This is a genomic window from Streptomyces sp. NPDC001536, assembly GCF_042894505.1.
Taxonomy (GTDB): domain Bacteria; phylum Actinomycetota; class Actinomycetes; order Streptomycetales; family Streptomycetaceae; genus Streptomyces.
On record NZ_JBIAVQ010000015.1, the window covers coordinates 186,039 to 203,887 of the forward strand.

Below are 17,849 nucleotides of genomic sequence, written 5' to 3' on the forward strand. Positions count from 1 at the left end.
CGCCGAAGATCCTCCGGCCGGAAGGACAGATTCCCGCAGAAGGTGCGGCCGTGATGTCCGACCTGATGCGGTTCGGGGGTCACCCGTTATCCGATTTTGACATGGCTGGCCCCCTGAATGGTCCAGTCCGAATGGCAAGATGCCGTAATCACACGAGGTCGCGGCACTCGAAGGCGTGTGCTCTCGTCGACCTGAGAAACCAAGGCGTCCGTCGGCACCGTCGGCAGATGCCCGCCCCATCGGCAACTCCACCCATCCGCCGGAGGAACCCAAAATGACCGCAAGCTCCCGTCGTACGACCATCGCGCGCTCCAGGATTGCCGCGGTAGGTGCGATCGCGGTCGCAGGCGCCCTGATTCTCACCGGTTGCGGTGACCAGACGGAGGGCGGCGGCGACAGCTCCAACGAGACGTCGTCGTCGAGCAAGGCCCCGCTCTTCGACAAGCTGCCCGCGAACATCCAGAAGGCGGGTGTCATCAAGGTCGGCACCAACGCCGAGTACGCCCCCATGGAGTACCAGGAGGGCGGCAAGATCGTCGGTGTCGACCCCGACATCGCCGCGGCGCTGGGCAAGCAGCTGGGCGTGGAGTTCAAGTTCACCTCCGGCTCCTTCGACGGCCTGATCACCTCCCTCAACTCAGGCCGTTACGACGTCGCCATGTCCTCCATCACGGACACCAAGGCACGTCAGGAAGGCCTGGACGACGAGGGCAAGAAGCTCGGCCCCGGTGTCGACTTCGTGGACTACTTCACGGCGGGCACCGCCGTGTACGTCCAGAAGGGCAACCCGAAGAAGATCAACTCGATCGCCGACCTCTGTGGCCAGACGGCCGCCGTGCAGCGCGGTACGACGTACGAGCAGGCGCTGCAGAAGCAGTCCAAGGCCTGCACGGACGACGGCAAGAAGAAGATCACGATCGAGTCGTTCGAGAACGACACCGAGGCCCAGACCCGTGTGAAGTCGGGCGGCGCGGTCGCCGGCGTCAACGACTACCCGGTCGCCATCGACATGGCCCGCAAGGCCGACGGCGGCAACGCCTTCGAGGTCGTCGGCGAGCAGGTCGACGCCGGTCCGTTCGGCATCGCCGTGAACAAGGACAACAAGGAGCTCTCCGCCGCCCTGGAGGAGGCCGTCAACGCGATCATCGAGGACGGCACCTACAAGACGATCCTGGAGAAGTGGGGCGCCGAGAGCGGCGCCATCGACAAGGCCGCCATCAACGGCGGCAAGTGACCGACCCAGCAGCACTGAAGGGCAGTCACTGTGACTGACAAGTTCGACAAGGAGCCGGCGGACTCGACACCGCCTGCCTCCACGGTCTCCAAGGAGGCCTCCGTTCGGCCGGAGGCGATCAAGGCCATCCCGGTCCGCCACTACGGCCGCTACGTCAGCGCCGTCGTGGTGCTGGCCCTGGTGGGCCTGCTGGTCAACGCCTTCGCCACCGCCGAGAAGATCCAGTGGAACGCCGTCGGCGACAAGCTGTTCGACTCCACGGTCCTCGCGGGCGCCGGCCGCACCCTGCTGATCAGCGTCCTGGCGATGATCCTGGGCGTCGTCCTCGGCGTGATCCTGGCCGTCATGCGGCTCTCCAAGAACCCGGTGACCAGCTGGGTGGCCTGGGTCTACATCTGGTTCTTCCGCGGGACGCCGGTCTACGTCCAGCTCCTCCTGTGGTTCAACCTGGCGCTGATCTTCCCGATGCTGAATCTCGGTCCGATCTACAAGGACGAGATGACGGACGTCATGACCCCGTTCATGTGCGCCCTGCTCGGCCTCGGCCTCAACGAGGCGGCGTACATGGCGGAGATCTGCCGCGCCGGTCTGATGGCGGTCGACGAGGGCCAGACGGAGGCGTCGCACGCGCTCGGCATGAGCCACGGCAAGACGCTGCGCCGCATCGTCATCCCGCAGGCGATGCGGGTGATCGTGCCGCCGACCGGCAACGAGTTCATCAACATGCTGAAGACCTCGTCGCTGGTGTACGCGGTGACGTACAACGAACTGCTGCGCGCCACCTCGACGATCGGCTCCACGTCGTACGCCGTGATGGAGATGCTCTTCGTCGCCTCGATCTGGTACCTGGTCATGACCAGCGTGTTCAGCGTCTTCCAGTACTACCTGGAGCGCTACTACGCGCGCGGTTCAAGCCGCAGTCTGCCGCCGACGGTCTTCCAGAAGGTCAAGGCGAACATGCTCGGGCTGGGCAGCGAGAGGGGCAAGGCAGCATGACCGCCATGGTGAAGTCCGAGGGCGTCCACAAGTCCTTCGGCCTGGTCGAGGTCCTCAAGGGCATCGACCTGGAAGTGAACACCGGCGAGGTGTTCTGCCTCATCGGACCCTCCGGCTCCGGCAAGTCGACCTTCCTCAGGTGCATCAACCACCTGGAGAAGATCAACGCCGGTCGCCTGTACGTCGACGGCGAGCTGGTCGGCTACCGCCAGAAGGGCGACAAGCTGTACGAGCTCAAGGACAGCGAGGTCGCGCAGCAGCGCCGGGACATCGGCATGGTGTTCCAGCGGTTCAACCTGTTCCCGCACATGACGGCGCTGGAGAACGTCATCGAGGCGCCGGTCCAGGTCAAGGGCACCAACAAGTCCGAGGCCCGGGAGCGCGGCATGCAGCTCCTGGAGCGCGTGGGTCTGGCCGACAAGGCCAAGAGCTACCCCTCGCAGCTCTCCGGCGGCCAGCAGCAGCGCGTCGCCATCGCCCGGGCCCTCGCCATGGACCCGAAGCTGATGCTCTTCGACGAGCCCACCTCGGCCCTCGACCCGGAGCTGGTCGGCGACGTCCTCGACGTCATGCGCGACCTGGCCGAGTCCGGCATGACGATGGTCGTCGTCACCCACGAGATGGGCTTCGCCCGCGAGGTCGGCGACAGCCTGGTCTTCATGGACGGCGGCGTGGTGGTCGAGTCCGGCAACCCGCGTGACGTTTTGACGAACCCTCAGCACGAGCGGACACAGGCGTTCCTGTCGAAGGTGCTGTAGCGGCGCTACGACGGGAAAGGGGCGGTACGGGATTCCGTACCGCCCCTTTCCCATGCGCTACTTCACCGCGAGCAGCAGCGTGTCCGACGGCGAGCACCACACCGGCCGCGCCTCCCCGAAGCCCTTCTCGCGCAGCACGCGCGCGTGCCACGCGGCGGAGGGCATGTCGCCGTCGGCGTGCTCGCCGTAGATCTCGAAGCGGCGGGCGGTGGGCTGTGCGAGGACGGGGTCGTTCGCGGCGACCTGCCACCACTCGGACCAGTCGAGGGCGCCCTCGCGCTTGGCCTGATCCATGCGGGTGTGGCGCTGGGCGCGTTCGGCCGCGTTGATCCGGGGCGTGGTGTCGTCGATCATGTGGTCCGCGTTCATGAAGAGACCACCGTCGCGGACCAGGCCCGCGACCTGACCGTAGAGGGCCGCGAGGGGTTCGCTGTGCAGCCAGTGCAGGGCCGTGGCGGTCAGGACGGCGTCGTACGAGTCGTAGGGCAGTTTGGCCCTCCAGTCAGGGTCCTTGAGGTCGGCCGTCACGAAGGTGACCCGCTCGTCGTCGGCGAAGGTGCCCTCGGCGATGGCGAGGAGCGCCGGGTCGAGGTCGACGCCGGTGCTGAGGGCGTCCGGGAACCGGGCGAGCAGCCGGGCCGTGATACTTCCCGTGCCGCACGCGAGATCCAGTACCCGGGGGCGGGGCCCGACGAGGGCCTCGACCATGTCGAGCATGATCCGGAAGCGCTCCTCCCGGTCGGGCATGTACCACTCCTGCTGCCGGTCCCAGCTCTCCTGCCAGGCCTGCCAGTCGGTTCCGGTACTCGTCGTCATGAGAGCCCCCTCTTCGGACGTATGCGTAATACCCTGGAAGCACGATCAGCTGTTACCGACCGACCGCACCACGACGATAGAACGCCTCCGTAAGGACTACAAGTGGAACTGGCCTATTACTCGGACTACGCCGTGCGTCTCGTCAACACCGAGGACCCGGCCCGGGGCAAGGACTCGCTCACCTCGGTCGAGGCCGTGCGCGACCTCTTCGGCGCCAGCCAGGACGCGGCCCGGCGCGCCGCCGAGGCCGACGTCAGCCGCTTCCGCTCGGTCCGCGGCCGCCTGAGGGCGGTCTTCGAGGCCGCGGACGACGGCGACGAGACCCTGGCGGTGAACCTGCTGAACTCGCTCCTGCTGGAGTTCCCGGTGAGCCCGCAGATCTCCGGCCACGACTTCCGGGACGACGACGGCCGCCCCCTGTGGCACATGCACCTGGCGGACCACCCGTCCAACGCGACCGCCGGCTACGCGGCCATCGCGGCGATGGGCCTCGCCTTCCACCTCACGGAGTACGGCGTGGACCGCCTCGGCCTGTGCGAGGCGTCGCCCTGCCGCAACGCCTACCTGGACACGTCCACGAACCGCTCCCGGCGCTACTGCTCCGACCGCTGCGCCACCCGCGCCAACGTGGCCGCCTACCGCGCCCGCAAGCGCCTGGAGGCCGACCGGTCGGAGAAGACGGGCCTGGCGGACGACAGCGCCCAGCGCGCGACGGCGAACGGCGAGCGCTGATCCGGCTTGCGCGGCCGGTACCGGAAGCGCGCCTTGCCCAGCACCAGGTCCTCCGGAACCACCCCGTAGTCGGTGCTGTCGCCGCCGGCGTACGCGTTGTCCCCGAGCACCCACCAGCCGCCCTCACGCCGCTCCGCGGCCCGCTTGACGACCAGCAGGTCCTGCTGGAACGGATGCCGCAGGACGACGACGTCACCCGGCCTGATCCGGGCCCCGTAGTGCACCATGAGCCGATCCCCGTGCTGCAGCGTCGGCACCATCGACGGGCCGGTCACCTCGGCCAGCCCGAACGGCAGGAGCGCTCCCCTGTGGTCGGTCTCCTGCGACAGCTCCGGCATCCCCGGCACCTCCCCGGTACGTTCGTCCACCAGTCTCAGTCTCACCCCGGACTTTTGTCCTAAGCCCATGGGGGCACTCGCGAAAACCCGTCTCGCAGGGAGTAATGTCCCACCTGAGAAGACGATCACGAGGAAGGAATGCTCCATGCTTTCCCGCCTGTTTGCCCCCAAGGTCAAGGTCAGCGCACACTGCGACCTGCCCTGCGGTGTGTACGACCCGGCCCAGGCCCGCATCGAGGCGGAGTCGGTGAAGGCCGTACAGGAAAAGATTGCCGCCAACGACGACCCGCACTTCCAGGCGCGTGCCACGGTCATCAAGGAGCAGCGCGCCGAGCTCGCCAAGCACCACGTCTCGGTGCTCTGGAGCGACTACTTCAAGCCCCCGCACTTCGAGAAGTACCCGGAGCTGCACCAGCTGGTCAACGACACCCTGAAGGCCCTCTCGGCCGCCAAGGCGTCCACCGACCCGGCCACCGGCCAGAAGGCGCTGGACTACATCGCCCAGATCGACAAGATCTTCTGGGAGACCAAGAAGGCCTGAGGCAAGGCTTTCCGAAGGGGCCCGGTCGCCGTCCGCGATCGGGCCCCTTCCTTGTGCCGTGACGCAGATCACTGTGCTGCCGTCGGGTGCAACGACCGCCTTCTTCCGGCTTGTTGCACTTTCCGCCCGTCCTGGTGCGCATACCTTTCCGTAGGCATCACATCTGTGGTGTCAGTGGGGGCACTGTTGCGGAAGGTGTACGCGTCGACATGAGACGTCGTTGGTGGGGGGCGGCCGCGTTGACGGCTGCCACGGTGACCGGGGCGCTGGTCGTCCAGGGCGTGACCGGTGATTCGGCGGACAGCGCGGCGGACGACGGCAAGTCACGGCCCGTCAAGAGCAGCACCCGCACGGCACCGTTGTCCGTGGCCGCCGACGGCACCTCGGCCAGGCTCGGCAAGCGCGACACCGCGCCCTTCAGCATGCTCGGCCTCACCTGGTCCGACACCTCCGCGCGCGTGAGCGCCACGATCGAGGCCCGCACCCGGGACGCCGAGACCGGCACCTGGTCCGCGTGGCTGACGCTGGAGGGCGACGGCGGCGAGGGCGAACAGGGTGCCACCCGCGCGGGTACCGAGCCGGCCTGGGTCGGGGCGTCCGACGGCGTGGAAGTACGTGTGGACGGCAAGTCCTCGGCCAAGCTGCCCGAGGGGCTGCGCCTCGACATGGTCGACCCGGGCTCCGGAACGGTGTCCGGCCTGGAGCCGGCCGCCTTCGCGATGGACGCCACCGAGTCGCCCGCCGCCACCCAGAGCACGGAGCCGACGGACACGGCCACGACCACGCCGTCGACCGGCGAGACGGACGGCACGGGCACCCCCAGCGCGTCCACGAGCCCGACCCAGACGCCCACGGCCACCTCGCCGACGACCGGTACGCCGAGCGCGTCCACGTCCCCGACGGCCACCCCGACCTCGACCGCGCCCTCCGCCCCGGCGTCCACCGTGCCGGAGCCGCCGATCACCTCGCGGGCCGGCTGGGGCGCCGACGAGTCGATCAGCCCGGAGGAGCCGACCTATCTGCCGGGCGGGAAGATCAAGGCGGTCACGGTCCACCACACCGTCGACTCCAACGACTACACCTGCGAGCAGGCCCCGGCCGTCGTCCGCGGCATCTACGCGTACCACGTGAAGACGCTGGGCTGGAAGGACATCGGCTACAACTTCCTCGTCGACAAGTGCGGCACGGTCTACGAGGGCCGCAAGGGCGGCGTCGACCTCCCGGTGCTGGGCGCGCACACCTACGGCTTCAACAGCCAGACCACCGGCATCTCGGTGCTCGGCACCTACACGGACGCGGCCCCGAGCACGGCCGCGATGACCTCGGTCGCCCGGATCGCGGCCTGGAAGCTGGGCCAGTACGGGGTCGACCCCAACGGCACCACCACGCTGACGGCGGGTGCGGACGGCAACAACTACTTCGGCAAGTCGTGGACCCTGGGCACCCAGCTGTCGTTCCCGACGATCATCGGGCACCGCGACGGCTACAACACCGAGTGCCCGGGCAACGCCTTCTACGCCAAGCTCTCCACGGTCCGCGACTGGGCTGCGGGACCGGTCTCCGGCCTCGCCCTCAAGTCGGTCACGGGCGCGGGCACCGTCGGCTCGACGACGTACGCCAAGGCCTCCGTCACCCTGAACTGGTCGGCCACCACCCCGTCCGCGCTGATAGCGAAGTACGAGATCCTCGTCGACGGCAGGGTCGCCGCCACCACCGCGGGCACCGCCACCAGCGGAAAGGCGACGCTCGCGGTCGGCAGCCACAAGGTCGCCGTACGGGCCGTCCACCAGTCCGGCACCACGGCGACCACCCCGACGGCCACGGTCGTCGCGGAGACCACCGCGCCCACCTTCGCCACCAAGCCGAACCTCGCCCTGCGCACCGGCACGGTGAGCACCGCGGCCGTCCCGCTCACGCTGAAGTGGAAGGCCACCGACACGGCCGCGCTGAAGGAGGTCAGGCTGACCGCCCCGGTCGCCAAGACCTACGGTCCGACGACGGTCAGCGCCTCGCTCACCGCCAAGTCCGGTGCGGCCACGACCTGGTCGCTGAAGGCCTACGACCAGGCCGGCAACACCGCGACGGCCTCGGTCAGCGGCACGCCGGTGATCCTCCAGGAGACCTCGGCGACGAGGTCCGGCACCTGGACGGCCAAGTCGTCGACCAGCTACCTGGGCGGCAAGTCGTACACCAGCAAGACCAAGAACGCCTCCCTGAGCTGGACGTTCACCGGCCGCTCGGCGGCCTGGGTGGTCTCGCGGGCCGCGACCTCGGGCCAGGCGTACGTCTATGTGGACGGCACGAAGGTCGCCACCGTCGACCTGAAGTCGACGACGACCAAGTACCGCGACGCGCTGTGGACGAAGACCTGGTCGAGCAGCGCCAGGCACACCGTCAAGATCGTGGTCGTCGCCACGAGCGGTCGTCCGACGGTGACGACGGACGGGCTGGTCTACCTGAAGTGACGGCTGTGCGGGGGACCTGCGCGAAGGTCCCCCGCACCTGCCTCAGTGGAACTGCGGCACGATCAGATAGATCCCGTACGCCACCACGCCCGCGCAGGCGAGGAAGCACAGCCCCGCCTGGGTCAGGCCGAGGGCGGACGTGCCGCCGGCCTCCTCGCGGGCGCCCTCGAAGCGGGCGAGGCCCAGGACGCCGAGGGCGAAGACGACGACCACGGCGACGGTGACGCCGATGCTCACCCCGGCCACCTGGCCGAGTGCGGTCCAGTCCAGTTGCATCGAAACTCTCCCTGACTCAGGCGGCCGTGCCGACCTCGGCCGGCCCGGTGCTGCGTACGGTGACCTCGTGGGTGTCGTTGACGTTGTGGGCGCTCACCGGGTTGCGGCGCGAGACCAGGACGATGCCCGCGGCGACGGCGGCACCGACCAGCGCGACGACGACCGTGCCGAAGTCGCCGCCGTGCTTGACCGCACTCGCCGACACCCCGCCGACCAGCGCCGCGGCCGGCAGGGTGATCAGCCAGGCGACGACCATGCGGCCCGCGACGCCCCAGCGCACCTCGGCCAGCCGTCGGCCCAGCCCCGCGCCGAGGATGGAGCCCGAGGCGACCTGGGTGGTGGAGAGGGCGAAGCCCAGGTGGGCCGAGGTCAGGATCACCGTCGTGGACGCCGTCTCCGCGGCGAAGCCCTGCGGCGACTGGATCTCGGTCAGCCCCTTGCCCATCGTGCGGATGATCCGCCAGCCGCCGAGGTAGGTGCCCAGGCCGATGGCGAGCCCGGCGGACGCGATCACCCACACCGGCGGACCGGCGTCATGGCCGAGCGCGCCCGCCGAGATCAGGGTCAGCGTGATGACGCCCATGGTCTTCTGCGCGTCGTTGGTGCCGTGCGCGAGCGAGACCAGTGAGGCCGAGGCGATCTGCCCGAGCCTGAAGCCCTTGGTCACCGAGCCCTTCCGGGCGCGGGCGGTGAGCCGGTAGGCGAGGTAGGTCGCGATCAGGGCGGCGGCACCGGCCACCAGCGGTGAGGCCACGGCCGGGATCAGCACCTTCTCGACGACCTTGTCGAAGTGCACGCCGGAGGACCCCGCCCCGACCCACACGGCCCCGATCAGCCCGCCGAACAGCGCGTGCGAGGAACTCGACGGCAGCCCCACCAGCCACGTGAGCAAATTCCACAGAATCGCCCCCACCAGACCCGCGAAGATCATGCCTGGGGTGACCAGGGTGTCGTCCACGATCCCGCCGGAGATGGTCTTGGCCACCTCGGTGGACAGGAAGGCGCCGACGACGTTGAGAACTCCGCTGATCAATACGGCTGTTCGCGGTTTCAGCGCGCCGGTGGCGATGGAGGTGGCCATCGCATTCGCCGTGTCATGGAAGCCGTTCGTGAAGTCGAACGCGAGGGCCGTGACGATGACGACCGCCACGAGGAACGTGATGTGGTCCATTCCGCAATGCAAACAAGCGCACGCCAATTCCGCGCGAACCGCAGGCAAAGGCCTTACCAGGAATCTCGGCCTCCGTGCGATGCTGGCGGGGTGAATCGTGAGGATCTGGTGAGGCTGCGCAAGGCACGCGACCGCATGGACCGCGAGTACACCGAGCCCCTGGACGTGACCGCCCTCGCACGCACCGCCCTGATGTCCCCGGGCCACTTCCAGCGCAGCTTCAAGGAGGCGTACGGCGAGACGCCGTACGGCTATCTCATGACCCGCCGCGTCGAGCGCGCGAAGATGCTGCTGCGCCGCGGCGACCTCTCCGTCACCGATGTCTGCATGGCGGTCGGCTGTACCTCCCTCGGCTCCTTCAGCTCCCGCTTCACCGAGCTGGTGGGCGAGACACCGAGCTCCTACCGGGCCCGCTCGCACGAGGAGAGCGCGGAGATCCCGCCCTGCGTGGTGCGGGCGTACACGCGTCCCCGACGGACGTGACGCCGGTTCTGACCTTAGGTTGGTCCCATGGACCTGAAACTCCACACCTGTTTCATCGCCGTCGACGACCACGACAAGGCGATCGCCTTCTACTGCGACGTCCTGGGCCTGGAGATCCGCAACGACGTCAAGTACGAGGGGATGCGGTGGACGACCGTCGGGTCGCCGTTGCAGCCGGACGTGTCGATCGTCCTGGAGCCGCCCGCGGCCAACCCCGACCTCTCCCCCGCCGACCGCGAGGCGATGGAGCAGCTGCTGGCCAAGGGCGTGCTGCGCGGGGTCAATTTCACCACCGACGACTGCGACGCCCTCTTCGCCCGCGTCCAGGCGTCCGGCGCCGACGTGCTCCAGGAACCGACGGACATGCCGTACGGGGTGCGCGACTGCGCGTTCCGGGACCCCGCCGGAAATATGCTGCGGTTCATGCAGTCCCCCTGATCTACGATCCCCGGCATGAGCATCCGCTGGACGTACGCCTTCGTCGACCGCCCCCTCGGACGGTTCGAGCGGGCCGGTGACTTCTGGACCGCCGTCACGGACACCCGGCTGTCCGAACTCCGGGGAGAGCACAAGGAGTTCGCCACCCTGCTGCCCGGCGGCGAGGCTGACGCCTGCGTGAAGATCCAGGGGGTGGCCGCGGGGCCGGGTGGCGCGCATCTCGACTTCGCCGCGGACGACGTACGGGAGTTCGCGGGGTCCGCGGTGCGGCTGGGGGCTCAAGTGGTCGACGACCAGGGCACGTTGATCGTACTGCGCTCCCCCGCCGGGCACTTGTTCTGCGCGGTGCCCTGGCACGGCGAGTCGGTCCGCCCGCCCGTCGTCCACGGCAGCCGTCTCGACCAGGTCTGCCTGGACCTCGCACCTTCGCGCTACGACGCCGAAGTCACGTTCTGGAGCGCCCTGTTGCCCGACTGGCACTCCCGCCCCGGCTCCCTCCCCGAGTTCCACGCACTCGTCCCGCCGCCCGGTCTCCCGGTCCGCGTCCTGCTCCAGCGGCTCGACGAGGAACGCGCCGGCTCCGCCCATCTCGACCTGGCCTGCGCGGACATCGCGGCGACCCGGGTCCGGCACGAGAAGCTGGGCGCGGAGACGGTCGCGCACGGCAGGCACTGGACGGTGATGCGGGACCCGGCGGGCGGGACGTACTGCCTGACGGGCCGGGATCCGGAGACGGGCGGTCTGCCTAGGGCTTCATGACGACGCACAGGACCCGCGTCCCTTCACCGTCCTCCTCCGGCGGGCTGGGCGTGGCGAGCCCGCACTGCTCCTTCCAGTCATCCGGGAGCGAGGGCTGGGGGCTCAACTCGACGCGCCCCACGGGTTTCTGGGGCTCTTCCGAGTCCTGAAGCCACCACGTGAGTCCGCCCCCGACGACCACCGCGACCGCCCACGCGATCACGGCCCATCGCCACCACCGGGGCCGGTGCGTCACCCCCACGGCTCCACGTCGACCACGGCCTCCACCGGCAGCGGCCCGTAGATGTGCGGAAACTCCTCGGCGCCCGGCTCCGGGGCCTCGTACTTCAGGGGTACGCCGAGCCGGTCGGGGTCGATGACCAGGAGCACCAGTTCGTCTGGCCCGTCGTAGGAGCCGTAGAGGAAGGGCGCGACGCTCGGGAGCTGGGCGCGTGTCGAGCAGTGGATGAAGCCCTCCTCCTGGAGGGTCTTGCCGCGGGTCGACATCTCGTACGTGCCGCGGGCGCGGGCGGCTTCCCAGAGGGCGCGTTCTGTCAGGTGCACGATGGGTGTGGACATGGACTCACGTTAAGCCCTGAGCCGTGCCGCCCGCCCCTGCAAATAGCGCTGCTCGGGCAGGCTCAGGGTCTGCGCGGCGGCCGACTCGTAGGCGGCGCGCGCTTCGTCGTACGATCCGGCGCGCTCCAGCAGATGACCTCGTACGGCATCCCGTCGGTGCCCCAACTCGCCCACCAGGGCGTCCACTTCGGCGAGCCCCGCTTCGGGCCCGTGGACCATGGCGACGGCGACCGCGCGGTTGAGGAGTTCGACGGGGCCGGGGACGAGGCGGACCAGGACGTCGTAGAGGCCGAGGATCTCCCGCCAGTCGGTGGCCTCGGCGGAGGGTGCCTCGTCGTGCACGGCGGCGATGGCCGCGCGCAGTTGGTAGGGGCCCGCCGGGCCGCTGCTCAGGGCATGGGTGATGAGAGCGACGCCCTCCTCGATCGCGGCCTTGTCCCAGCGGTCGCGGTCCTGCTCGTCGAGGGGCACGAGGTCGCCGTGCGGGCCGGTACGGGCCTCGCGGCGGGCGTCGGTGAGCAGCATCAGGGCGAGCAGTCCGGTGACCTCGCCGGTCTCGGGGAGGAGACGGTGGACGGTACGGGTCAGCCGGATCGCCTCGCCGGCGAGGTCACGGCGTTGCAGGGCCGGGCCACTGGTCGCCGTATAGCCCTCGTTGAAGATCAGGTACAGCGTATGGAGGACGGCCGGCAGCCGTTCCACCCAGTTGTCGGGCCGCCCGAAGCGCGCGCCTTTGATCTTCTGCTTGGCTCGGCTGATGCGCTGGGCCATGGTCGCCTCGGGCACCAGGTGGGCGCGGGCGATCTCGGCCGTCGTCAGACCGCCGACCGCGCGGAGCGTGAGGGCGATCTGCGCGGGTGGGGGCAGGTCGGGGTGGCAGCACAGGAAGAGGAGGGAGAGGGTGTCGTCGTCCTGCGGGACCCGCTCGGCCGGTGGCAGCGCGAGCGCCGCCGCCTTCTGCTCCCGCGCCCGGCGCGCGTCCTCCGCCCGCAGCGCGTCCACGAGCCGCCGCGAGGCCACCTTGATGAGCCAGCCGCGCGGATTGTCCGGCACCCCTGCCGCGGGCCACTGCCCGGCCGCCGCGAGGAGTGCTTCCTGTACGGCGTCCTCGGCGGCGTCGAAATGGCCGTAGCGCCTGATCAGCGCACCGAGGACCTGCGGCGCGTGCAGGCGCAGCAGGTCCTCGACATCGGTCGTCCGTCGCACGGGGCTCAGATGTCCCCGGCGCCGTCCAGGATGGGGCGGATCACCACCGGGTACTCGGGGGCGCCCGCGGGCTGCGGGCAGTGGGCGATGCGCTCGGCGATCTCCGTGACCCGCTCCAGGCTCGCGCAGTCCAGCACCCAGTAGCCGGCCAGCAGCTCCTTGGTCTCGCTGTACGGCCCGTCGGTGATCACGGCCTTGCCGTCCGCGCCGAGGCCGACGTGCCGGACCTTCGCGGGCTCGGCGAGACCCTGGCCGTCGACCATCTCGCCGCTCTCGGCGAGGTCGTCGTTGATCGCGCTCATGAACGCGTACATCGCCTGGATCTCCTCCTGGCTCCAGGCCGGGGAGTTCGCGGAGGCCTTGCCACGCATGGCCTCGTAGTCGGCCTGGGTTCCCTGCACCATGACCAGGTACTTCATGAGTCCACTCCTTCGGCTCCGGCCACCCCTGGTGGGCGGCTCTCACAGGGGACGTCGGAGCCGGGGCCGGGTTCTCGACAGGGTTCAGGATTTTTTCGCGGCGGATTTCCTGCCGATCTTCTTCGCGCGCTCGTCCTCGGGCTCGCCGCCCTGCTCGACGTGCGCCTCGCACTTGGGGTTATGGCACGGCCCGGCCACCCAGACCGGGACCCACGCGCCCAGCGTCTTGTGACGCTTGACGACCGTCTCGACGGACTGTCCACAGGCGGGACAGGCATGTTTTTCGCTGTCCATGCCTTCAGAGTAGGGCCGACAGGGCGTCAGCGCTTCCTGCTGTACGTCCGTACGAACACACCGTTCTTGAACGTGCGGACGTCGTCGAGCCCGAACTCGGTGATCGAGAAGCCGGATCCGAACATCGGCATGCCCGAGCCGATGGTGACCGGGTAGGTCTTGATGACGAGTTCGTCGATCAGGTCGAACAGTTCGCCCGCGATCCGGGACCCGCCGCACAGGTAGATCCCCAACTCCCCGTCCTCGGCCTTCAGTTCACGCACCTTGCCGACCAGGTCGTCGGCGATGATCTCGACGTTGGGGTCGGGCGACTCGGTCAGGGTGCGGGAGGCGACGTACTCGCGCAGATGGCCGTAGGGGCTGGTGATTCCCTCCTTCAGGCCCTCGTTGTAGCTGCCGCGGCCCTGGATGACGGTGTCGAACCTCTTGTTCTCCAGGTGATGGATGCCGAGGGCCTTGCGACCGTGGGCGGCCATGGTCTCCGGGTATTCCGCCGTGAGGAACGCGATGAACTCCTCGTCGACGAACGGCATCATGAACGTCGCGTCGCCGCCCTCGTCGCCGATGAAGCCGTCGATGGAACAGGCGATGAAGTACGTGAGCTTGCGCAAGCTGGTCTCTTTCCGTCGGCTGCGTGGTTACCGTGCCCTGCCGTTGAATGACTCCATTTGTAGTACTTCACTTGTAGTGGTCGCAAGGGTGTTTTCGGGATGGGACGCAAGTAGGAGAGGGGATTCCGCATGGCGAGCAACCCGGAGCGCCGGTCGACTCCGGGGTCCAGGTGCTCTCAGGGCCCTCGAAACGCGCCCGGCGGCGAAACGGTCACCCCCGCGGTTCGCGCCACATCGGCCACATCTGGGGACCCGCCGGGAGGTCGAGGGCGGGGCCGGCCGGCTGGAAGCCGAGGCGTTCGTACAGGGCGCGGCTGCGGGCGCTGCTGGCCTCCAGGTAGGCGGCGAGGCCCTCGCGGTCGCAGCGGTCGAGGACCGAGGCGATGAGCGCGGTGCCCAGGCCCTGGCCCTGGTGCTCCGGTGCCACGCCGATCATCCAGAGGTATTCGTGGGCGCGGCCGGCAGGGTGGATGTCCGCCGTCAGCCGGCCGATCAGCTCCACGCGCTCGTTCTCCGGGTCGACCTCCGCCCGCAGCGCGGCGGGGCCGTCGACGTCCTCCTCGTCCGCGTGCTCGCCGTCCGGCACCGAAAGCCACAGCGCACAGGCCGTACCGTCCTCGGTGACGTCGACACGTCCCTCGGCCAGCACGATGTCGGTGAAGGCGGCCATGAGCCGAGCGTGGGTCGTACGGCGGTGCTCGGCCCCCGGGAACACCCACCGGCTGACCGGGTCGTCCTGGAACGCCGCGTCCAACAGTGCGACGACCAGCTCACGATCCTCTTCGCCCGCCGCCCGGATCGCCACGCCCATGTTCCGCCGCCCCTCGAATCAACTGGCCTCGACCGTACGGTCGTTGACTCTATCGGGGCCCGAGTGACGAAGGAGGCGGGGCCCGCACGCCGTGGGGATGTGCGGGACCCGCCCGACCGGAGCCCCGCGGGGCCGTGCGGGGTCAGGAGCCGCACGGCCCCGGGGGCTCCGGGGTCTGGGTCGACTGCTTCCGTGGAGCAGTACGGCCTACGGAGGCACCAGCGCTCAACCGGTGCGCCGTGTCACGAACTCGGCCAGGGCCAGCAGTCCCCCGGCCGCCGCCGGCTCGGGCACCGCACGGGACAGTTCCCCCAGCGCGCGGGCCATCCGGTCGGCCGCCTGGACCTGCGCCCAGTCCCGTCCCCCGGCCCGCTCGACGGCGAGTGCCGTCCGGTCGAGGTCCTCCTGCGCGTACGCAGACGCGTAGAGCTCCGCCAGTTCCGCGCCCGCCGGGGTGCCGGAGGCCAGCGCGGCGACCACCGGCAGGGACTTCTTGCGGACCGCGAGGTCGGCCCCGGCCGGTTTGCCGGTGCGGCGCGGGTCGCCCCATATGCCGATCACGTCGTCGATGAGCTGGAAGGCGAGCCCGGCCTCCCGGCCGAACGCGTCAAGGGCCTCGACGTCCTCCCGCGCCGCGCCCGCGTACAGCGCGCCCAGCGCACAGGCACACCCGAGCAGCGCGCCGGTCTTGGCCTCGGCCATGGCGAGCGCCTCGTCGAGGGTGACCTCGCCGGGGCCGCGCGCCTCCATGGCGGTGTCCGCGTGCTGGCCGGCGCACAGCTCGACGACACAGGCCGTGAGCCGGGCGGCGGCCGCCCCGGCTGCCGGGTGCGGGTCCTGGGCGAGCAGCCCGAGGGCGAGCGCCTGGAGGGTGTCCCCGGCGAGGATCGCGTCGGCGTCACCGAACACCGTCCACGCGGTGGGCCGGTGCCGCCGGGTGGTGTCCCGGTCCATCACGTCGTCGTGCAGCAGCGTGAAGTTGTGGACCAGCTCCACCGCCGCGGCCGCCCGCACGGCCGCCTCCCGTGCCGCCGCTCCCCCCAGTGCGGCGGCCGCGGTGAGGACGAGCGCGGGCCGTATCGCCTTGCCGGCATGGCCCGCCGCCGGGGTGCCGTCGGCGTGCTCCCAGCCGAAGTGGTAGAGCGCGATCCGGCGCATGGAGCCGGGCAGCGAGTCGATCGCCTCGCGCAGCACGGGGTCGACCGACGCCCGGGCCCGCTCCAGGATCACCGCCGACTCGTGCCCGTCGAGCGGCTCGGTCCCGGCGGAGTGCTGTGTCGCCTCCCTCATGCGCTCGGCCATGGGGGTCTCCTCGCAGAGTCCGCGGACGGTGGCGTTTCCGCTGCGACTGGGCGCGTACGACCGGGGTGTACCCGCCCGCGGGGGCGGGGACACGGTTCCCAGCTGCAGAAACGTCACCTCCAGCGGCCGATCTCGACGTTCTCCAACACCCCGAGCGCGTCCGGCACCAGCACCGCAGCCGAGTAGTACGCCGTCACCAGGTACTTGATGATCGCCTGCTCATTGATGCCCATGAACCGCACCGACAGGCTCGGCTCGATCTCGTCCGGGATACCGGCCTGCTGAAGACCGATGACACCCTGCTCGGCCTCGCCGGTACGCATCGCGATGATCGAGGTCGTACGGGCCTCGGTGACCGGGATCTTGTTGCACGGGTAGATCGGCACCCCCCGCCAGGTGGGGATGCGGTTGCCGCCCACGTCGATGGTCTCGGGGACGAGTCCGCGCTTGTTGAACTCACGCCCGATCGCGGAGATGGCCCGCGGATGGGCGAGCAGGAACTTGGTGCCGCGCCGCCTGCTGAGGAGCTCGTCCAGGTCGTCGGGGCTGGGCACACCGTCGTGCGGCTGGAGCCGCTGGTCGTACTCGCAGTTGCTGAGCAGCCCGAACTCACGGTTGTTGACGAGCTCGTGCTCCTGGCGCTCCTTCAACGCCTCGACGGTCAGCCTGAGTTGCTGCTCGGTCTGGTTCATCGGCTGGTTGTAGAGGTCGGCCACGCGTGAGTGGATGCGCAACACGGTCTGGGCGACGCTCAGTTCGTACTCGCGCGGCCGGGCCTCGTAGTCCACGAAGGTGTGCGGGATGTCCGGCTCGCCGCTGTGGCCGGCTGCGAGGTCGATCGCCTTCTCGCCGTACCTGTTGGTGCTCTGCTCCGGGATCGAGCGCAGCGCCTGGAGGTGCTCGCGCAGGGAGTCGGTGCGCTCCGCGATCTGCTCGACGGCGTTGCGCGGCAGGACGAGCACCGTGCAGGCGGTGACCGCGCGTGCGGTGTACTCCCAGATGGCCTCGGGGTCGAGCAGCGCCTGGTCGCCGAAGTAGGCGCCGTCGGCGAGGACTCCGAGCACGGCGTCGTCGCCGTAGGGGCCCGTGCCGATCGTCTCCACCCTGCCGTGCGCCAGCAGGAAGACCGCGTCGGCCTGACTGCCGAACGAGGCGATCACGTCCCCCGCCGCGAACTCGCGCTGCTCACAGCGCCGGGCGAGCTCGGTGAGCACCTCTTCGTCCTCGTACGACCGCAACGCCGGCAGCTCGCACAGCTCCTCCGGGATGACCTCGACCCGATCGCCTGTCTTCACAAAAGTGACCCGGCCGTCCCCCACGGCGTAGGTCAGCCGCCGGTTCACGCGGTATGTACCGCCCTGAACATTCACCCAGGGCAGCATGCGCAGCAGCCAGCGGGAGCTGATCTCCTGCATCTGGGGTGCGGACTTGGTGGTGGTGGCCAGGTTCCGCGCGGCCGCCGTGCCGAGACTCTGCTGCGGCCGGCCCTGCTCGGTGCGGACCTCTTCGCCTACCGACATATGAGAATTGCCCTCCCGGTCATACCCCGGCGCCGGTCTGCACCGAGGCATCGAACTGCCGACCAGCCTTCCATCACGGAGCGTGCCGGTGCTATTACACGAAAGAGTTGGAATGGATCTT

The 17,849-nt window shown here is 69.8% G+C and carries 22 protein-coding genes; 9 read left to right on the forward strand and 13 right to left on the reverse strand.

The window, feature by feature from the left end:
• The first annotated feature begins 274 nt into the window (after positions 1 to 274).
• From ACFY0U_RS34780 to ACFY0U_RS34790, 3 genes are read left to right on the forward strand one after another with little or no spacing between them, the layout of a single operon-like run.
• The gene (locus ACFY0U_RS34780; protein ID WP_388642571.1) at positions 275 to 1,234 is read left to right on the forward strand and encodes an ABC transporter substrate-binding protein; all 960 of its coding nucleotides are present in this window, start codon (positions 275 to 277) and stop codon (positions 1,232 to 1,234) included.
• A 30-nt stretch (positions 1,235 to 1,264) separates the two neighbouring features.
• The gene (locus ACFY0U_RS34785) at positions 1,265 to 2,230 is read left to right on the forward strand and encodes an amino acid ABC transporter permease (protein WP_388642573.1); all 966 of its coding nucleotides are present in this window, start codon (positions 1,265 to 1,267) and stop codon (positions 2,228 to 2,230) included.
• A complete protein-coding gene (locus ACFY0U_RS34790; protein ID WP_388642574.1) occupies positions 2,227 to 2,988 on the forward strand; it encodes an amino acid ABC transporter ATP-binding protein in 762 nt (253 codons plus the stop codon). Before ACFY0U_RS34785 ends, ACFY0U_RS34790 begins: the two co-directional genes overlap by 4 nt.
• A 57-nt stretch (positions 2,989 to 3,045) precedes the next feature.
• Here the strand turns inward: ACFY0U_RS34790 and ACFY0U_RS34795 are convergent, their stop codons facing one another.
• The gene (locus ACFY0U_RS34795; protein ID WP_388642575.1) at positions 3,046 to 3,804 is read right to left on the reverse strand and encodes a class I SAM-dependent methyltransferase; all 759 of its coding nucleotides are present in this window, start codon (positions 3,802 to 3,804) and stop codon (positions 3,046 to 3,048) included.
• A 102-nt stretch (positions 3,805 to 3,906) separates the two neighbouring features.
• On the opposite strand from ACFY0U_RS34795, the gene ACFY0U_RS34800 reads away from it, so the two are divergent.
• A complete protein-coding gene (locus ACFY0U_RS34800; RefSeq protein WP_388642576.1) occupies positions 3,907 to 4,536 on the forward strand; it encodes a CGNR zinc finger domain-containing protein in 630 nt (209 codons plus the stop codon).
• Here ACFY0U_RS34800 and sodX read toward each other — a convergent pair.
• A complete protein-coding gene (gene sodX / locus ACFY0U_RS34805; RefSeq protein WP_388642707.1) occupies positions 4,440 to 4,874 on the reverse strand; it encodes a nickel-type superoxide dismutase maturation protease in 435 nt (144 codons plus the stop codon). The genes ACFY0U_RS34800 and sodX overlap by 97 nt on opposite strands.
• Before the next feature lie 145 nt (positions 4,875 to 5,019).
• Between sodX and sodN the strand changes: the two genes are divergently transcribed.
• Both sodN and ACFY0U_RS34815 read left to right on the forward strand, forming a co-directional pair.
• A complete protein-coding gene (sodN, locus tag ACFY0U_RS34810; RefSeq protein ID WP_059192389.1) occupies positions 5,020 to 5,415 on the forward strand; it encodes a superoxide dismutase, Ni in 396 nt (131 codons plus the stop codon).
• A gap of 209 nt (positions 5,416 to 5,624) precedes the next feature.
• Positions 5,625 to 7,880 (forward strand): peptidoglycan recognition protein, encoded by a 2,256-nt coding sequence (locus tag ACFY0U_RS34815; RefSeq protein ID WP_388642578.1) that lies wholly within the window; start codon positions 5,625 to 5,627, stop codon positions 7,878 to 7,880.
• Between the two features lie 42 nt (positions 7,881 to 7,922).
• Here ACFY0U_RS34815 and ACFY0U_RS34820 read toward each other — a convergent pair whose 3' ends face one another.
• Both ACFY0U_RS34820 and ACFY0U_RS34825 read right to left on the reverse strand, forming a co-directional pair.
• Positions 7,923 to 8,156 (reverse strand): hypothetical protein, encoded by a 234-nt coding sequence (locus ACFY0U_RS34820; protein WP_388642579.1) that lies wholly within the window; start codon positions 8,154 to 8,156, stop codon positions 7,923 to 7,925.
• Positions 8,157 to 8,172: 16 nt separating this feature from the next.
• Positions 8,173 to 9,327, reverse strand: coding sequence for an anion permease (locus ACFY0U_RS34825; RefSeq protein ID WP_388642580.1), 1,155 nt, complete (start codon positions 9,325 to 9,327; stop codon positions 8,173 to 8,175).
• 90 nt (positions 9,328 to 9,417) lie between these two features.
• On the opposite strand from ACFY0U_RS34825, the gene ACFY0U_RS34830 reads away from it, so the two are divergent.
• Genes ACFY0U_RS34830 through ACFY0U_RS34840 form a run of 3 tightly spaced genes read left to right on the forward strand, consistent with a single transcriptional unit; the run spans position 9,418 to position 11,007 of the window.
• Positions 9,418 to 9,810, forward strand: coding sequence for a helix-turn-helix transcriptional regulator (locus ACFY0U_RS34830; RefSeq protein ID WP_046260418.1), 393 nt, complete (start codon positions 9,418 to 9,420; stop codon positions 9,808 to 9,810).
• Positions 9,811 to 9,837: 27 nt separating this feature from the next.
• On the forward strand, positions 9,838 to 10,248 hold the full coding sequence (locus ACFY0U_RS34835) for a VOC family protein (RefSeq protein WP_388642583.1): 411 nt from the start codon (positions 9,838 to 9,840) through the stop codon (positions 10,246 to 10,248).
• 15 nt (positions 10,249 to 10,263) lie between these two features.
• Positions 10,264 to 11,007, forward strand: coding sequence for a VOC family protein (locus tag ACFY0U_RS34840; protein ID WP_388642585.1), 744 nt, complete (start codon positions 10,264 to 10,266; stop codon positions 11,005 to 11,007).
• On the opposite strand, the gene ACFY0U_RS34845 is transcribed toward ACFY0U_RS34840, so the two are convergent.
• From ACFY0U_RS34845 to ACFY0U_RS34885, 9 genes are all read right to left on the reverse strand, one after another.
• On the reverse strand, positions 10,994 to 11,242 hold the full coding sequence (locus ACFY0U_RS34845; protein ID WP_388642587.1) for a hypothetical protein: 249 nt from the start codon (positions 11,240 to 11,242) through the stop codon (positions 10,994 to 10,996). The genes ACFY0U_RS34840 and ACFY0U_RS34845 overlap by 14 nt on opposite strands.
• Positions 11,239 to 11,565: a DUF952 domain-containing protein gene (locus tag ACFY0U_RS34850; RefSeq protein ID WP_388642588.1), complete on the reverse strand. Its 327-nt coding sequence runs from the start codon at positions 11,563 to 11,565 to the stop codon at positions 11,239 to 11,241. Before ACFY0U_RS34850 ends, ACFY0U_RS34845 begins: the two co-directional genes overlap by 4 nt.
• Before the next feature lie 9 nt (positions 11,566 to 11,574).
• Positions 11,575 to 12,771 (reverse strand): RNA polymerase sigma factor, encoded by a 1,197-nt coding sequence (locus ACFY0U_RS34855; RefSeq protein WP_388642589.1) that lies wholly within the window; start codon positions 12,769 to 12,771, stop codon positions 11,575 to 11,577.
• Positions 12,772 to 12,776: 5 nt separating this feature from the next.
• Positions 12,777 to 13,190, reverse strand: coding sequence for a YciI family protein (locus ACFY0U_RS34860; RefSeq protein WP_388642591.1), 414 nt, complete (start codon positions 13,188 to 13,190; stop codon positions 12,777 to 12,779).
• An 84-nt stretch (positions 13,191 to 13,274) separates the two neighbouring features.
• The gene (locus tag ACFY0U_RS34865; protein WP_388642592.1) at positions 13,275 to 13,484 is read right to left on the reverse strand and encodes a hypothetical protein; all 210 of its coding nucleotides are present in this window, start codon (positions 13,482 to 13,484) and stop codon (positions 13,275 to 13,277) included.
• A gap of 26 nt (positions 13,485 to 13,510) precedes the next feature.
• Complete coding sequence (locus tag ACFY0U_RS34870; RefSeq protein ID WP_388642594.1) at positions 13,511 to 14,095, reverse strand: dihydrofolate reductase family protein; 585 nt, start codon at positions 14,093 to 14,095, stop codon at positions 13,511 to 13,513.
• 211 nt (positions 14,096 to 14,306) lie between these two features.
• A complete protein-coding gene (locus ACFY0U_RS34875) occupies positions 14,307 to 14,906 on the reverse strand; it encodes a GNAT family N-acetyltransferase (RefSeq protein WP_388642596.1) in 600 nt (199 codons plus the stop codon).
• A 225-nt stretch (positions 14,907 to 15,131) separates the two neighbouring features.
• The gene (locus tag ACFY0U_RS34880; RefSeq protein WP_388642597.1) at positions 15,132 to 16,208 is read right to left on the reverse strand and encodes a family 2 encapsulin nanocompartment cargo protein polyprenyl transferase; all 1,077 of its coding nucleotides are present in this window, start codon (positions 16,206 to 16,208) and stop codon (positions 15,132 to 15,134) included.
• Positions 16,209 to 16,321: 113 nt separating this feature from the next.
• Positions 16,322 to 17,728: a family 2B encapsulin nanocompartment shell protein gene (locus tag ACFY0U_RS34885; RefSeq protein ID WP_388642599.1), complete on the reverse strand. Its 1,407-nt coding sequence runs from the start codon at positions 17,726 to 17,728 to the stop codon at positions 16,322 to 16,324.
• Positions 17,729 to 17,849: the final 121 nt, after the last annotated feature.

What these genes read in the sequence shown, in the direction of transcription:
- ACFY0U_RS34795 (WP_388642575.1), bottom strand. Translation starts at nt 3,804, where the DNA reads ATGACGACGAGTACCGGAACCGACTGGCAGGCCTGGCAGGAGAGCTGG.
- sodN (WP_059192389.1), top strand. Translation starts at nt 5,020, where the DNA reads ATGCTTTCCCGCCTGTTTGCCCCCAAGGTCAAGGTCAGCGCACACTGC.
- ACFY0U_RS34885 (WP_388642599.1), bottom strand. Translation starts at nt 17,728, where the DNA reads ATGTCGGTAGGCGAAGAGGTCCGCACCGAGCAGGGCCGGCCGCAGCAG.
- ACFY0U_RS34850 (WP_388642588.1), bottom strand. Translation starts at nt 11,565, where the DNA reads ATGTCCACACCCATCGTGCACCTGACAGAACGCGCCCTCTGGGAAGCC.
- ACFY0U_RS34820 (WP_388642579.1), bottom strand. Translation starts at nt 8,156, where the DNA reads ATGCAACTGGACTGGACCGCACTCGGCCAGGTGGCCGGGGTGAGCATC.
- ACFY0U_RS34880 (WP_388642597.1), bottom strand. Translation starts at nt 16,208, where the DNA reads ATGGCCGAGCGCATGAGGGAGGCGACACAGCACTCCGCCGGGACCGAG.
- ACFY0U_RS34840 (WP_388642585.1), top strand. Translation starts at nt 10,264, where the DNA reads ATGAGCATCCGCTGGACGTACGCCTTCGTCGACCGCCCCCTCGGACGG.
- ACFY0U_RS34875 (WP_388642596.1), bottom strand. Translation starts at nt 14,906, where the DNA reads ATGGGCGTGGCGATCCGGGCGGCGGGCGAAGAGGATCGTGAGCTGGTC.
- ACFY0U_RS34865 (WP_388642592.1), bottom strand. Translation starts at nt 13,484, where the DNA reads ATGGACAGCGAAAAACATGCCTGTCCCGCCTGTGGACAGTCCGTCGAG.
- ACFY0U_RS34790 (WP_388642574.1), top strand. Translation starts at nt 2,227, where the DNA reads ATGACCGCCATGGTGAAGTCCGAGGGCGTCCACAAGTCCTTCGGCCTG.
- sodX (WP_388642707.1), bottom strand. Translation starts at nt 4,874, where the DNA reads ATGCCGGAGCTGTCGCAGGAGACCGACCACAGGGGAGCGCTCCTGCCG.
- ACFY0U_RS34860 (WP_388642591.1), bottom strand. Translation starts at nt 13,190, where the DNA reads ATGAAGTACCTGGTCATGGTGCAGGGAACCCAGGCCGACTACGAGGCC.
- ACFY0U_RS34835 (WP_388642583.1), top strand. Translation starts at nt 9,838, where the DNA reads ATGGACCTGAAACTCCACACCTGTTTCATCGCCGTCGACGACCACGAC.
- ACFY0U_RS34825 (WP_388642580.1), bottom strand. Translation starts at nt 9,327, where the DNA reads ATGGACCACATCACGTTCCTCGTGGCGGTCGTCATCGTCACGGCCCTC.
- ACFY0U_RS34815 (WP_388642578.1), top strand. Translation starts at nt 5,625, where the DNA reads ATGAGACGTCGTTGGTGGGGGGCGGCCGCGTTGACGGCTGCCACGGTG.
- ACFY0U_RS34780 (WP_388642571.1), top strand. Translation starts at nt 275, where the DNA reads ATGACCGCAAGCTCCCGTCGTACGACCATCGCGCGCTCCAGGATTGCC.